Annotated in this window: 11 protein-coding genes; 5 read left to right on the top strand and 6 right to left on the bottom strand. The window is 74.2% G+C overall.

What is annotated here, in order from left to right:
• Positions 1-903: transglycosylase SLT domain-containing protein (locus tag ABFX54_RS53305; RefSeq protein WP_346114994.1), on the top strand; the 903-nt coding region annotated here is incomplete at its 5' end.
• Between the two features lie 45 nt (positions 904-948).
• Here the strand turns inward: ABFX54_RS53305 and eccB are convergent.
• A complete protein-coding gene (gene eccB / locus ABFX54_RS53310) occupies positions 949-2343 on the bottom strand; it encodes a type VII secretion protein EccB (protein ID WP_346114995.1) in 1395 nt (464 codons plus the stop codon).
• A gap of 25 nt (positions 2344-2368) precedes the next feature.
• Positions 2369-3754 carry a type VII secretion integral membrane protein EccD gene (eccD, locus tag ABFX54_RS53315; RefSeq protein WP_346114996.1) on the bottom strand — a complete coding sequence of 462 codons (1386 nt, stop codon included), beginning with the start codon at positions 3752-3754 and terminating at the stop codon, positions 2369-2371.
• A gap of 94 nt (positions 3755-3848) precedes the next feature.
• Between eccD and eccCa the strand changes: the two genes are divergently transcribed.
• Positions 3849-7841, top strand: a complete 3993-nt coding sequence (gene eccCa / locus ABFX54_RS53320) for a type VII secretion protein EccCa (RefSeq protein ID WP_346114997.1) — start codon at positions 3849-3851, stop codon at positions 7839-7841.
• A 14-nt stretch (positions 7842-7855) separates the two neighbouring features.
• On the opposite strand, the gene ABFX54_RS53325 is transcribed toward eccCa, so the two are convergent.
• The 3 genes from ABFX54_RS53325 to mycP are packed head-to-tail and all read right to left on the bottom strand — an operon-like array spanning position 7856 to position 9710.
• Entirely contained in the window at positions 7856-8152 is a 297-nt protein-coding gene (locus ABFX54_RS53325) for a WXG100 family type VII secretion target (protein ID WP_346114998.1), read from the bottom strand.
• 18 nt (positions 8153-8170) lie between these two features.
• Complete coding sequence (locus ABFX54_RS53330; RefSeq protein WP_346114999.1) at positions 8171-8494, bottom strand: WXG100 family type VII secretion target; 324 nt, start codon at positions 8492-8494, stop codon at positions 8171-8173.
• Positions 8495-8549: 55 nt separating this feature from the next.
• Positions 8550-9710: a type VII secretion-associated serine protease mycosin gene (gene mycP / locus ABFX54_RS53335; RefSeq protein WP_346115000.1), complete on the bottom strand. Its 1161-nt coding sequence runs from the start codon at positions 9708-9710 to the stop codon at positions 8550-8552.
• A gap of 133 nt (positions 9711-9843) precedes the next feature.
• Between mycP and ABFX54_RS53340 the strand changes: the two genes are divergently transcribed.
• From ABFX54_RS53340 to ABFX54_RS53350, 3 genes are all read left to right on the top strand, one after another.
• Positions 9844-10464, top strand: coding sequence for a hypothetical protein (locus ABFX54_RS53340; protein ID WP_346115001.1), 621 nt, complete (start codon positions 9844-9846; stop codon positions 10462-10464).
• Positions 10461-11690, top strand: a complete 1230-nt coding sequence (locus ABFX54_RS53345; protein ID WP_346115002.1) for a hypothetical protein — start codon at positions 10461-10463, stop codon at positions 11688-11690. Before ABFX54_RS53340 ends, ABFX54_RS53345 begins: the two co-directional genes overlap by 4 nt.
• A 63-nt stretch (positions 11691-11753) precedes the next feature.
• Entirely contained in the window at positions 11754-13595 is a 1842-nt protein-coding gene (locus ABFX54_RS53350) for a protein kinase domain-containing protein (protein ID WP_346115003.1), read from the top strand.
• Positions 13596-13600: 5 nt separating this feature from the next.
• On the opposite strand, the gene ABFX54_RS53355 is transcribed toward ABFX54_RS53350, so the two are convergent.
• The coding region (locus ABFX54_RS53355; protein WP_346115004.1) for a transglutaminase-like domain-containing protein at positions 13601-14577 on the bottom strand (977 nt) is incomplete at its 5' end.

Genomic DNA, 14577 nt, shown 5'->3' on the forward strand with positions numbered 1-14577 from the left:
GGCGCCTGGCAGGGGGCGGGCGCCGACGCGTTCACCGCCTACATGACCAGGGCGACCGGCTGTGGCGGCCGGCTGGCGCAGGTCATGGACGACTGCGCGGGCCACCTCGACACGGCCGCGCGGGCGCTGAGCGGCGCGGAGTCGCAGGCGCTCGGCCTCTGCGCCCAGTACGCAGCCGCCGCGCACGAGCTGCGCTCGGCCACCCCGCCGCCCACCGAGGCGCAGGTCATCGAGCGCCTGGCACCGGCCATGGAGGCGGCGAGGGCGGACCTGCGCCGGCTCGTCACCGACACCGGAACGGCCCTGTCGAGCGCCGCCGGGCTGATCCAGAACGCGCTCGCCACGGTTCCCGACGTCGCCGCAGAACTGCCGGAGCCGGACACCCAGGCGTTCACGCCGGCTCCGGGCAGGCCGCTCGGCTGGTCACCCGAGCACCAGGCCCCGGCCACCCTGGCCGCCGCCACGCCATCCTCGGGCGCTCAAGGAGGCTTCGGCGGCTACGGCCCGAGCGGCCCGCCGCCCGCCGGCGGCGGCCCCGCCCCACCCGCCCAGGTGGCCGAGTGGATCCGCCAGGCGGTCGCGATCCTCCGGGCGAACGGCGTCCCGGTCGGCAAGATGAACCCGGACGACATCTGGACGATCATCCGCCACGAGTCGAACGGCAACCCCCACGCCATCAACAACTGGGACTCCAACGCGGCCGCGGGCACGCCGTCCAAGGGCCTGATGCAGACCATCGACCCCACGTTCGTGTCGTATCAGCTGCCCGGCCACGGCAACGTCTACGATCCGGTGGACAACATCATCGCCGGGGTTCGATACGCCATCGCCCGTTACGGCTCGGTCTCCGACGTCCCCGGTCTGGTGGGCATGCGAACCGGAGCGGGCTACAGCGGCTACTGACCGGCCGCGAACCTGCCGGCCGCCGATCCGGCACGCGGCCGGCCGCTACTGATCGATCGCGGGCCTGGCGGCCCGTGCCGGGTCCAGCACCGGGCCCTCGGGGATGAGCTGGAGCACGTTCATCGGCACCGGGGCGGCCTGCGCGGCGGTGTAGCCCAGCCGGGTCAGCACGTCGGCGCCGGGCACGGCGTAGCGGCGGCCCTCGGGGGTGATCAGGTAGTAGGACTGGACGGCCTTGATCTGGCCGTCGCCGGGCAGCACCCCGGCCAGGACGGCGCGGCCGGGCGGGAGGCGGACCAGGTCGGTGGCGTCGCCGTGCGCGGCGGGCAGGGTGGCGCCGGTGGTGAGGCGGACGCGGGTGGAGCCCGTGCCGGTCTCGGCGTAGACCACGCAGATCGGGCGCGCGGGGTCGTAGGCGGTCATGCGCGGCAGCACGGCGGGCAGCCCGTCGGCGGGCAGGGTGGTGCGGGAGCGGGGGGCGGCGTTGGCGGTGGCGGCGTCGACCCGGATCTCCTTGACCGCGCCGCCCCCGTAGGCAGACCTGCTGTCGGGGTCGCTCAGCAGCAGCGCGGCCTGCCCCTGGGTGATGGCGGCCAGGCCGTCGGAGAGCAGCACGTACCAGTGGTCCTCGCCGCCCGCCACGGCGCCGGCCAGGAAGACCTGGCCGACCGTCGCGGCCCTGCCGCCCGGTCCGGTCACCGGGCGGCCCCGTCCGGGGATGGCGGGGGCGGCCAGGTCGGGCCCTTCCGGCAGCGCGTTCAGCCAGGCCACCGGCACGGCGGCCGGGCCGGCGGCGGTGAGCCCGCCGGCGATGCCGGCCGGGACGCGCATGCGGGTGCCGCGCCAGATCGCCCACGTCTGGCCGCCCACGCCGACCAGCGTCGCCTCCCCCTCGGCGACCGGCTTGCCGCCGAGCTCGCGTCCCGCGACCAGCATCACGTACGGCTTGCGCCCGGTCGGCTCGGCCCGCTCCTGCACGCACGCCGACCAGGGGCCCTTGGCCAGGTGCGCCGGGTCGGGCAGGGAGTCGGGCGCGCCGGGGATGCCGATGGCCGCACCGCGCTCGTACGAGGCCAGCGCCTGCCTGGCCACGACCCGCTCCCTGACCTGCCGGGCGTTGAGGACGAGGCGGGCGGAGGCGTAGTTGGCGACGGGGATGAGCCGGCGCTGCTCCTGGCTGTAGACGAAGCGCGCTCCCGTCTCGCGCTCGATGATCAGCGTGCCCGGAGCCTCAAGGGACTTGCCGCCGCCGGGACGCAGCAGGCCGTAGACGGCGAAGCCGACGCAGAGCAGGACCGCGACCATGATTCCGGCCAGGAACCCGATGTTCTGCCGGCGCAGCGGCCACTCCGGCTGGTTGGGCCGGCCGCGCAGCAGGGCCAGCCCGATGCGCTGCACGGTGAGGCGGTAGGCCTGGTAAAGGTCGCGCTGGTTGTGCACTCCGCCCCTCCCTGCGCGGGCCGGGTCAACTGACCAGGCCGCGGATGGTCTCGTACAGGTTCATCACGGCCAGGGAGAGCGGCACCAGGGCGATCATCAGCAGGATGTCGGCGATGTCGCCCACGCGGCCCCAGAACGGGGACGGCCGCCCGGTCGTGAGCCACAGCGCCGTCCCGGTCACGGCCAGGGCCAGCGCCACGAGGATCGGCACGATCACGTACAGCACGGTCCCGTCGGCGGCGGCGAGCGTGGCGGCCCCGGCCGGCAGGAGCACGCCGAGCAGGGTCGCGGCCGTCAGCCAGGCCCGCTGGCCGCGCCCCTCGAAGACGCGCGCCCGCATGAGCAGCGACAGCGACAGCGCCGCGCTCATCGCCGGCGCCGCCCAGGTGCCCTCCAGCACGAGCAGCACCTGCGCGCCCAGCACGACCAGCGCCACCGCGCCGAGCAGCCCCGAACAGAAGCGGTCGGCGACCACGGTCTTGTCGATCACCAGCGCGCCGTCCAGGTCGCCGCTCTCGCGGCGCAGCTCCTCCGCCGTCGCCGGCAGCGCGGGCAGCGGCATCCCGGCCAGCCGGAACGACAGCGAGGGGATGGTCGTGCTCAGCCCGACGACGAGCGCGGCCAGCACCGCCGCCACCCCGGCCGCGGGCAGGTCGAAGGCCATGACGACGCCGGCGCCGAGCAGCCCGCAGAGCGCGGCGGCGGCCACGCCGAGGAACGCGGGCAGCCCCCGCGCCACCGCGAACCCGGTCGCCGTGGCCAGCATCAGCGTCACGCCGCAGGCGGAGAGCAGGTTGTCCGGCTGGAAGAGCGACCGCTCCGAGGCCGGGCCGACGAGGCCGGCCACGAAGCCGTAGGGCAGGGCCGCGTACCCGATCACCGCTCCGGCTCCGGCGTCGCCCATGGCCCGCGACAGCGCCGCGGCCACCAGCAGCAGGACCAGCGCCACGACCCCGGCGACCAGCGCGGCGGGTAGCCAGGGCGGGCCGGCCGTCAGCAGCGCCATCGCGCCGAGCCCGAGCAGGGCGACGGCCGCGCGCAGGCCGTAGCTCCTGGTCGCGGCCGGCTGCCAGCGTGCCGTGCGCTCCAGCACGCCGGTCGCGACCGCGTCGGCGACGTCGTCGAAGACGGCCTCGGGCAGCTCGTGGCCGCGCGGGCGCAGGTGCAGCAGCTCGCCGTCGTGCACGGTCAGCTCGGACAGGGTCGCGTTCGGGTCGAACGGGGGCTCGCCGAGCCGCTGGAGCACCCAGCCGCCGTGGGCCAGCCCCGCCTCGGCCAGCCCCTCACCGGCGATGCGCAGGAGGGTCGGCAGCAGGTTGCCCAGCGGGATGTCCGGCGGGAGGCCCAGGTCCAGGAAGCCACGCGGGGTCACGACGGTGACCCGGCACAGGTCGGTTCCGGTGGCGCTCACCCGGATGAGTGTAGGGAGCGGGCTCGCGCCGTGACGGGCCAAAAACGTTCAGGAATTTTGAAATGTCGCCTATATCCCTACGTCAGGGGCTTTCATGAGGCTGGTGAGCGGCAGCCTGATCGTGGTCCGCCGGCCGGAGCGGCGCAGGCCGCCGGAGCCGCCGGCGGGAGAGGTCCTTCTCGAACCCCCGCCCGAGATCCCGGAGACCGTGACGGGCGGCGGGCTGACGCAGCTGCTCACGTACCTGCCGATGATCGCGGGCGCGGGGGCGATGGCGCTCATGTTCACCGGCGGCTCCACCGGCAACCCGATCATGCTGGTCTCCAGCGGCCTGTTCGCGATCTCGATGGTCGGCATGGGTGTCGGCCAGCTGCTGCGCACCGCCGGGGAGCGCAAGAACCAGCTCAACGGCCAGCGCCGCGACTACTACCGCTACCTGGAGCAGGTCAGGCAGCGGGTCCGTAAGGCCGCCGAGCAGCAGCACCGCGCGATGACCTGGAACCATCCCGACCCCTCCGCGCTGTGGTCCCTGGTGATGACCACCCGCCTGTGGGAGCGCGGGCCCCGCGACGACGACTTCGCCCAGCTCAGGATCGCCACCTCGGCGCAGCGGCTGGCGCTGCCGCTGATCCCGCCGGAGACCAGGCCGATCGAGGACCTCGACCCGATGACGGCGGGCGCATTGCGCCGGTTCGTACGCACGCACGCCACCGTCCCCGGGCTGCCGGTGGCGCTGGCGCTGCACTCGTTCGCGCGGATCGTGCTGAGCGGGGACCCCGTGGTGGCCCGCGACCTCGTCCGGGCCGCGCTGGCCCAGGCGGCGGCGCTGCACTCGCCGGACGACCTGCGGATCTCCGTGTGCGCGGGACCAGGGGAAGCGCGGGAGTGGGAGCCGGTGAAGTGGCTGCCGCACGCGCTGCACCCGTCGGAGGAGGACGGCGCCGGTCCTGTCCGGCTGGTCGTGGGCGACCTGGGCGAGCTGGACCGGCTGCTGGGGTTCGAGCTGAAGGACCGGCCCCGGTTCACCAAGGGGCTCTCGGCGGACGCGCTGCCGTACCACGTCGTGGTCGCGGACGGCGGCGCGGTGCCGGCGGGCAGCCAGCTCGCGCTGGACGCCATCGAGGGCGTGACCGTGATCGACCTCGGCGGCGCCGTCCCGCCCGCGCCCGCGCAGCTCACCCTGCGCCTGGAGGCCGGGCCGGAGGAGCTGGTCAGGATCGGCGCGGACGAGCTGGGCAAGGAGGTCAGATCCGGGCTCGGCCGCCCCGACCGGATGGCCGCGCCCGCGTTCGCCGCGCTGGCCAGGCAGCTCGCACCGATGCGGACCGGCGCGGGCGGCCAGGAGGAGCGCCAGGACGTCCTGGCCACCGACACCACGCTCACCGACCTGCTCAGGCTCGGCGACGCGCGCCGGCTGTCCACGGCGGTGGCCTGGCAGCCCCGCCCGGTGCGCAACCGGCTGCGGGTGCCGATCGGCCTCGGCGCGGACGGCCGGCCGGTGGAGCTGGACATCAAGGAGGCGGCCCAGGGCGGCATGGGCCCGCACGGGCTCGTGGTGGGGGCGACCGGCTCGGGCAAGTCGGAGCTGCTGCGCACGCTGGTGCTCGCGCTGGCGATCACGCACTCCTCCGAGACGCTGAACTTCGTGCTCGTCGACTTCAAGGGCGGCGCCACGTTCCTCGGGCTGGACTCGCTGCCGCACGTCTCCGCCGTGATCACCAACCTGGAGGACGAGCTGCCGCTGGTCGACCGCATGCACGACGCCCTGCACGGCGAGATGGTGCGCCGGCAGGAGCTGCTGCGCTCGGCCGGGAACCACGCCTCGGTCCGCGACTACCAGCAGGCCCGCGAGCAGGGGGCCGACCTGCGGCCGCTGCCGACGCTGTTCATCGTGCTGGACGAGTTCAGCGAGCTGCTGGCGGCCAAGCCCGAGTTCAGCGAGCTGTTCGTGATGATCGGGCGGCTCGGGCGCTCGCTCGGGGTGCACCTGCTGCTGGCCTCGCAGCGGCTGGAGACGGGGCGGCTGCGGGGGCTGGACACGCACCTTTCGTACCGGATCGGGCTGCGCACCTTCTCGGCGGCCGAGAGCCGGGCGGTGCTGGGGGTGGCGGACGCGTACTCGCTGCCGCCGGAGCCGGGCAACGCGTACCTGATGTTCGAGACGACCGGGATGACGCGGTTCAAGGCCGCGTACGTGTCGGGGCCGTACCAGCCGGCCGAGGCGCGCGGCCCGGCCGTGCCGGCCCGCACCGGACACCGCGGCAAGATCGTCTGGTACGGCGCGGAACGCGTCCCGCTGCCGCCCGTCGCCGTCGCGCCCCCGGTCGTGCCCGACCACAAGGGCAGGCAGGACAGCCTGCTGGACATCGTGGTCGAGCGGCTGGCCGGCCAGGGCGCGCCCGCGCACCGGATCTGGCTGCCGCCGCTGAAGGAGCCCGCCTCGCTCGACCAACTCCTGCCGCCCGTCCAGGCCACGCCCGAGCACGGGCTCACCGCGGCGGGCACGTCCGGCGACCGTCCAGGACGGCTGCACGCCGTGGCCGGGATCGTGGACAGCCCGTTCGACCAGCGGCGGGATCCGTACTGGCTGGATCTGTCCGGCGCGGCGGGCAACGTCGCGATCGTGGGCGCGCCGCAGACCGGCAAGAGCACGCTGCTGCGCACGCTGATCGCCTCGCTCGCGCTCACCCACACCCCGAAGGAGGTCCAGTTCTACGCCCTGGACTTCGGCGGCGGCACGCTGTCGGCGCTGGCCGGGCTGCCGCACGTCGGCGGCGTGGCGGCCCGGCTGGACGCCGACGCGGTGCGCAGGACCGTGGCCGAGATGAAGACGCTGCTGGAGCGGCGCGAGCGGCTGTTCGTGGAGCGCGGGATCGACTCCATGGCCACCTACCGCAGGATGGTCGCCTCCGGCGCCTACGAGGGCGACGGCTGGGGCGACGTGTTCCTCGTGGTGGACGGCTGGGCGACGCTGCGCCAGGAGTACGAGCTGCTCGAAGCCGTCGTCGGCGACCTGGTCACGCGGGGCCTGGGCTTCGGCGTCCACGTCGTCGGCACCGCCAACCGGTGGCTGGAGTTCCGCGCCGGCGTGCGCGAACTGCTCGCCACCCGGCTGGAGCTGCGGCTCGGCGACGCGTTCGACTCCGAGATCGACCGCAAGGCCGCCGCGAACGTGCCCGAGCGCACGCCCGGCCGCGGCCTGACCCGCGAGTCGCTGCACTTCCTGGCCGCGCTGCCGCGCATCGACGGCCGCTGCACGGTCGACGACCTGGCCGACGGGGTCTCCGCCCTGGTACGGGACGCGGCTACGGCCTGGCACGGCCATCCGGCACCGCCCGTACGGCTGCTGCCGGCCCTGCTGCCCGCGCACACGCTGCCCGTTCCCCCGGCCGAGGGCCCCATGCGGATCCCGGTCGGCATCGACGAGGCCGAGCTCGCGCCCGTGCTGCTCGACTTCGACGCCGACCCGCACTTCGTGGTGTTCGGCGACACCGAGAGCGGCAAGAGCAACCTGCTGAAGGTGATCGCGCGCGGCATCGCGACCGCGCGCACGCCGCTCGGGGCGCGCTTCGTCGTCATCGACTACCGGCGCTCACTGCTGGACGCCACCGACACCGAGCACCGCGTCGGCTACGCCGCGTCCAGCGCCGCCGCGACGACGCTGCTCAAGGGGGTGCAGGAGGTGCTGGCCGAACGGCTGCCGCCGCCCGACCTCACCTCCGAGCAGCTGCGCACCCGCAGTTGGTGGACCGGGCAGGACCTGTACGTCATCGTGGACGACTACGACCTGGTGGCCACCTCCGCCAACCCCCTGGCCCTGCTCGGCGACCTGCTGCCGCAGGCCAGGGACATCGGGCTGCACCTCGTGCTGGCCCGGGCCATGGGCGGGGCGGGACGGAGCATGCTGGACCCGGTGGTGCGGCGGCTGAAGGAGATGAACTCGCCCGCCGTGCTGCTGTCGGGGCCTCGGGAGGAGGGGCAGCTCTTCGGCAACGTACGGCCCAGGCAGCTGCCCGCGGGCCGAGGGCTCTACGTGGACCGGCGTTCCGGCGAGAAGCTGATCCAGACCGCCTACCTGGCCTCCTGAGTGGGTCGCGCCGTTCAGGTGCCCCAGCGGCGGACGTTGGCGTTCTCCGCGTCGCGCATGATCGCGGTCGCGTCGTGCAGGGAGGGCCCGAGGCGCTGCATGGTGTCGCCCATGGCCTCCACCGCCTGGTTCCACTGGATCTTGGCGTCGAGGTAGACGGCCTTGGCGGGGCCGTCCCAGGTCTCCAGGACCTTGAGGTCGTCCTCCAGGTCGGCGAGTTCGCCGACGAGATTGGCGTAGGCGCGGCCGAGCTCGGCCGCGATCTCCTCCATCTCGTCGAAATTGGCGAGGATGATGTCGGGACCGGTCATGGTGAGCTCTCCTTCGCCCTAGATCGCGCCGCCGTTGAGTGAGGACCTCAGTTTCGCGGCGACCTCGCTCGCGCTGGTGCTCGCCTCGGTGTACTGGACGTCGGTCGCCTTGAGGTTCTCGCCGATCCTGGCCAGCGCCTCGATGACCTTGGTGAACTGCGGGGTCCACTCGTTGAGCACCTGCGTGTAGACGGTGGCGGCCTCGCCCATCCAGGCGCCGCCGAGCGTCTCGGGGATCAGGGCGAGCCGGTTGCGGATCTGTTCCACGTTCCCGACGGCGATCTGTACGCGTTCCGCGGCGCTGTGCTGGCTGCCCTCGGCATAAGTGGTCCTGTCGGCCACGGTTCACCTCTCGGATCTCGTGAACCCGCTTTCGACCGGGTTCCGGAATTCTGGATCAACGTAGGCGGCGCTCGACGCCAGGGGCAGCGATTTCAACTTTCCTGGAAATGTTTCGCCGTCTGGCTCTGGGCAGCGTAAGCGCCACGAAGACCACCAGTGCCGTCATCCCGCCGGCGCCGGCGGTGATGCCGATCGCCAGGCCGCGCGTCCGCTCGTCCGGGACCGGCTCCCTGGCCAGGACGCCGGGCGGCGCGGCGGCCGCGCTCTCCTCCGCCGCGGGCAGCACGGAGGTGACCGCCTGCAGCGGGCTGACCAGCCCGGCCCCGGTGCCCGCGGCTCCCCCGCCCTCGGCCGTCCGCTCCAACCGGCGCTTGACCTGCCAGTGGTCGAGGTCGGGGTGGCGGGCCCTGACCAGCGCGGCGACGCCCGACACGAAGGGGGCGGCGAAGCTGGTGCCGTCCAGCCCCGTACGATAGCCGCCGCCCGTCCACGCGCTCGTGACCCCGGCGCCAGGCGCGGTCACCGAGACGCGGGTGGCGCCGTTGGAGAAGCCCGGCTTCGTGCCGTCGGGCGAGGCCGCGCCCACCGCGATCACGCCGGGGTACTCGGCCGGGTAGGCGGGCGTGACCGCGCCGTCGTCCTGCTTGACGTTGCCGGCCGCCGCCACGATCACCGCGTCCTTGTCCTGCGCGTACGTCACCGCCGCCTTCAGCTCGGGGGCGTCGTGGGCCTGCACGGACACGTTGATGACGTCCGCGCCCAGGTCGGCCGCCCGCCTGATGCCCTGCGCCAGCCGCGACACGTCTCCCGAGCGGCCTTCCGTCTGCTTGATCGACACGATCGCGGCCTCCGGCGCCACGCCCGTCACCGGCACGCCGCGCGAGGTGAGGTCGCGGCCCGCGATGATCCCGGCCACCGCCGTGCCGTGGCCGACGCAGTCGCGCAGGTCCGTGGCGGTCAGGTCCACCTGGCGGGTGACGGCGCCGGCGAGCTGGGGATGCGTGGCGTCCACGCCGCTGTCCACGACGGCGACCGTGACGCCCTCGCCCTTGGTGAGCCGCCACACCCGCTCGAAGCGCAGCCGCTCCTGCGGCCACGGCGTGCCGGTGACCTCCGCGACGCCCGGCTCGGGGGCACAGCTGACCGGCCGGCCCGGGGCGGGCGTGGGGGTCAGGGCGAGCAGCAGGGCCGCGACGCCGTTCCAGAGGAGGGCCACGGTAGGGGAGTCTGCCGACACTTCCGATCTTTCGCGGCTCTCTTCCAAATACTTTGAAATGACGCGTCACCGGGTGGGACGCCCGGTAGGCAGGTGTCGGCATGTCCGGCGACGTGTGGACGCGGGAGAGAGCATGACGACACCTGAGGACGGCGGGGACAGCCAGCGGCCGACCGTCGGCAGGTCGTACCTGGACCGGGAGAAGATCACCCGGAGCTACGAGGACGGGAGCTCGGGCGCGGAGTACGACTTCGAGGCGCACACCGTCGAGGACGCCTACGCCGACCACCTCGTCGACCACGGGAAGGGCGCCTACCCCGGCCGGAGCCCGCTCACGCCGCCCGACCCGGACGGCGGGCAACTGCTCGCCGCGCACCCGATCGACCCCGGCGCGCCGAAGAAGGCGCTGTTCGTCGACCTCGACGCCTACGAGGACCCGGCCACCGGCACGCCGCGTCCGTCCTCGCCGGTGGAGCGGCTGCGCCAGGACCTCGACCGGCTCAAGGGCGCCGGCCGGGACACGGGCCTGAAGATCCTGCTCGACCGGGCGGCGCTCGACCAGCGCGCGATGGGGGCCTGGCAGGCCGCCGACGACCTGCGCGCGACCACGGACAAGGCGCACGCCGCGCTGGGCGGCGCGATCGAGCGGCTGTGGGCCGTGTACGCGTCCGTCATCCAGGCACTCGACGCGACCGTGCGGACGGCCAAGGGCGCGGACCGGTCCCTCGCGAGCGACCGGCGGGCGCGTACATGAGCGACTTCTGGGAGGAATCACTCAGGGACGAGTCCCGTGCGCCGCACCCCGACGGCACCCGGTCGCTCAACGGCGCGGACTCCGAGGACGCCGACGGCGTCGCCTCCCTCCTCCAGGCGACCGAGCCCGAGCTTGTCGCGCAGGCCGGGCGTAACTACCTGGAGATCGCCCGCATGTGCGAGGAGTCGGTGGCGGAGCTGAGCGCGCAGGCACGCGCCATCTCGGAGACGCTCGGCGGGGAGTCGCTGGAGGGCATCTTCAAGACGCTCGGGGAGTTGCAGCGGGACCTGGCCAGGATCAACGCCGCGGCCACCTCGGTCGGCACGCCGCTCGAATGGTACGGCGACAAGGTGCTGCGCTGGTTCAAGGACAACGTTCCAGGGACCGGGTCCGTCGGGCTCGACGACGACCTCTTCGACGCCATCGGCAGCGTCGAGGACAACGGCCACGTCCTCGCGCGGCATCACCTGCGGCTGCTCAACGGGTACATGGGGGACGTGTACGGGGCCATCGCCCCTACGGTCGAGCAGCGCACATCGGCGCCGGGGACGGATCTGACCGGGCCGTCGCCCGGGCGGGGTCTGGGGCTGCCCGGGGGTTTGACGGGTGATCCGTACGCGGGCGCCGGCCTGACCTCCCCTCACGGGAAGACTCCCGGCTTCGGCTCTCCTTACGACCCGGACGTCCCCGGCCTCCAGCAGCCGCCGGACCCGTCCCTCACGGACCCGTCCCTGCGCGACCCTTCGCTCCAGGACCCGTCCCTGCGCGACCCGTCCCTGCGCGACCCGTCGCTCCAGGACCCGTCGCTCTCCGGCGTCCAGGACCCCTCGCTGCGGAACCCAGACATTCCCGGCATGAACCCGCCCTCGCTCGACCAGCCCACCGGCCTGACGCAGCCGCCGTCCACGACGAACCTGTCCAGCCTGCCACCGTCGGCCCTGCCACCGACCGGCCCCGGTGCCACCACCCTCACGCCCACCGGCAACGGGCCCGGCCTCACCACGGGCACCAGCCCCGTGACCTCGTTCGGCGGCAACGTGCCCAGAATCGGGGCGGCCGGGGCGGGGCTCGGGCCGAACGGGATGCCCCTGGGCATGATGCCGCCGTTCGGCGCGGCCGGGACCGGGGCCGGGCAGGAGCGCGAACGGGAGCGGACCAGGATGGCGCTGGTGGAGGACGAGGCGTTCGAGTCCGAAGACCTGGGCGGTCCGCCGGTGGTCGCATGAGCGCGGCGGCATGAGCGACGGATCGCGCAGACCTGACGACGTGAGGATCCTGAGGGTGGTCGCATGAGCGTGATCGCCGAGCGGGTGCGTGGCTACCGGCTGCAGGAGCGGGCCGGGCAGGACGGGCCCTGGACCACGTACCTGGCGCGGGCCGAGGCGACGGGCGCGGAGGTACTGGTCAAAACGCTCGCGTGTCACCGGGTGGACAAGCGGGCGCTGAAACGGATCGTGCGCGGCTTCGGCTTTCCCTCAGAGCTGGCGGCGCTCGGCTCGGTGGTCCCGGTGCTGCAGGTGGGGGCTGCAGGGGACGGGCGGCCGTACCTGGTGACGCCGCCGCACGAAGGGCTCACGCTCGCCGAACGGCCGGGCCGCGGCCTGCCTCTGCCGCTGGAGCAGGCCACGGGACTGCTGCGGTCGGTGGCGCGCGCGATCGCGGCCACGCACGCGGCGGGCGGGGTGCACGGGCGGGTCAAGCCGGAGAACGTCGTCATGACCGGCGGCGGGGTGGTGCTGACGGGGTACGCCATGTCGGCGCTGATGTCGATCGTGGAGCTGCCGGACGGGACGCTGCCCTCGGTGCACGCCGCGCCGGAGGAACTCGAAGGGCGTCCGCCGGTACCCGCCTCCGATGTGTACGCGCTGGCGTCGATGACGTACGAGCTGCTGGCGGGCCGGCCCGCGTTCGCGCTGGACGGGCCGGGGAGCACGGCCAGGTTCGCACTCGGCGTCCTGACCGAGGAGCCGCCCCCGCTGCCCGCCTCGGTACCGTCCGACCTGGCCCGCGTCCTGCTCGCGGCGATGTCCAAGGACCCGGCGAGCCGCCCCCCAGCCGCCGCCCTCACCCACCCCACGGGCGGAACCGGGCAATCCCCCATTTCCGACGCCACGGGCAGGACCGGGCCGCAGGTCGGCTTGGGCGGGCGGGACGACGAGGCGGATCACGATCCCACCATCCGCGTCCCCAAGGCGCCCCCCGGGCAGGCACCTGCGGCGCGGCTCGCGATGCCGGGGGCCGAGGGTGCGGCGGCCGGCACCACCGGCTCATCCCTCGGCGGTCAGGAGCGGTCGGGGCCGCGGGAGCTGGTGTGGACGGTGGATCCGGATCGCTCGCAGGTCAGGCCGCCGGCCGGTCCGCAGCCGTTCCTGCCGCCGCCTCCTGAGGTCACCGCGCCGCCGCACGCGTCCGAGACCCCTGGGCCGAGCGGCAGAGGCCGTAAGGTGCCGCTGCTCGTGGTGGGGGCGGCGGCGCTGGCGGTGCTGGTGGGCGCGGGCAGCGTCGCCCTGGCGATGAGCGGCGGCACCGGAACCACGACCGCGCAACAGCAGGCCGCGACCACGGAACCCACCGGCGCCGCCACCCCACCGGACGGCTCCATCAGCCTCACACCCCCGGACGCCTCCACGGTCGCACCCCCGGACTCCTCCACCGGCGTCGCGCCGCCCCGGGCCGACCGGCAGCCGCCGCACAAGCTCCGGGACCAGGAACCGGGCGACTCTGGAACGCCGTCCCCGCCAGCCGGGCGACGGAGCGCCGACCCGGCCACGGTCGCCACGTACCGTCCCAAGAGCCTCAAACTGGTCACCGACAGCGGCACCACGGTGACGCTCGCCTGGAAGGCCGTGCGCAAGAACGGCTACCCCGTGATCATCCAGCAGTCCCCCGGCGACCGCCTGATGTCGGCGACCGCCGGCGGCAGCACCTACACCGTCGGCGGCCTGGACCCGTCCCTCGGCTACTGCTTCAAGGTCGGCAGCGTGGTCACCCTGGGCCGGCCGTCGTCGGTGGCCTGGTCGTCCCCGCTGTGCATCCGGGGCGCGGCCGAAACGGGCACCCGGGACGACGACCAGGTCCAGCCCCCGCTCGTGCTCCCCTTGGCCACCCCACCCCCGACAGCAGCCGAATAAGGTCGTCAGCCGAACAGCGACACCGGCGACAACCGCCTGACGAACCTCCGCCCCACCCTTGCCCGCCTCCTGACCAGCGCGTCCACCGTGGCGTGGTGCCGCCAGGCCAGCTCGGCGGCTGCCCCGTCCACGGGTGTCCCGCCGAAGGCGGCCAGGTTCGCCAGGTCGGCGAGGGCGGTCAGCGGCTCTCGCGCGCCCGGCCCGAGCACCTCCTCCGCCAGGTACGCCACCTCCCCGGCGGTCAGCGTCCCCGAGGCGACGGGGATCCCGGCCGCGCGCATCCGGCTCACCGTCTCCCGCCACGCCCCCATCACCCGGACGGCGGCCGAGGCACCCCGCCGTCGGCGGCGCGTCCTGCGAACGAACGGCACGACGCCGGCTGCGAGCAGGTAGAACGCCAGCAAGACGGCAGGAACCGCCCATACGAGGGTCCAGGGCGTCCCGTCCGGGGCGGGTCGCTGCTGCTGACCCACCCGACCAGTGGGCGTTTTGTCCGATTTTGGCTGGGAGGAGTCGCTGTTGATGGCCTGCTCGATCTCCTTGGCCTGCTTGGGAGCGCCCTCGGCCACGTCGCCTCCCTCCCCGGCGCGCGTACGCGAGGGTGTCGGATAGAACGGCACCCACCCGATCCCCTTGAACTCCACCTCCGCCCAGGCCAGCACGTCACCACCCCGCACCTGCCGCACGCCACCGCCCCGCCCCTCGCCATGTCCGGGGCGGAACCCGACGACGATCCGGCTGGGCAACCCGATCGAGCGCGCCAGCAACGCGAACGACGCCGCGAACTGCTCGGTCGTCCCCCTCTTCGACTCCGTCAGGAAGAACTCGACGCTGCGATACGAGTGCCCCGGCGGCGCGTTGACGTCGTTCACGGCGAGCTTGCGCAGGTAGGCCGCCAGCTTGGCGGCCTGCTGCGTCGGGCTGCGCGCCCCCTCGGTGGCGCGCCGGGCGATGGCGGGCGGCCGGGTCGTCGGCCGGGGTC

The organism is Nonomuraea maheshkhaliensis (genome assembly GCF_039529435.1).
GTDB lineage: Bacteria > Actinomycetota > Actinomycetes > Streptosporangiales > Streptosporangiaceae > Nonomuraea > Nonomuraea maheshkhaliensis.

Coding starts and splice junctions, on each gene's coding strand:
- eccCa (WP_346114997.1), top strand. CDS start 3,849: ATGAGGCTGGTGAGCGGCAGCCTGATCGTGGTCCGCCGGCCGGAGCGG.
- ABFX54_RS53325 (WP_346114998.1), bottom strand. CDS start 8,152: ATGACCGGTCCCGACATCATCCTCGCCAATTTCGACGAGATGGAGGAG.
- ABFX54_RS53340 (WP_346115001.1), top strand. CDS start 9,844: ATGACGACACCTGAGGACGGCGGGGACAGCCAGCGGCCGACCGTCGGC.
- ABFX54_RS53345 (WP_346115002.1), top strand. CDS start 10,461: ATGAGCGACTTCTGGGAGGAATCACTCAGGGACGAGTCCCGTGCGCCG.
- ABFX54_RS53350 (WP_346115003.1), top strand. CDS start 11,754: ATGAGCGTGATCGCCGAGCGGGTGCGTGGCTACCGGCTGCAGGAGCGG.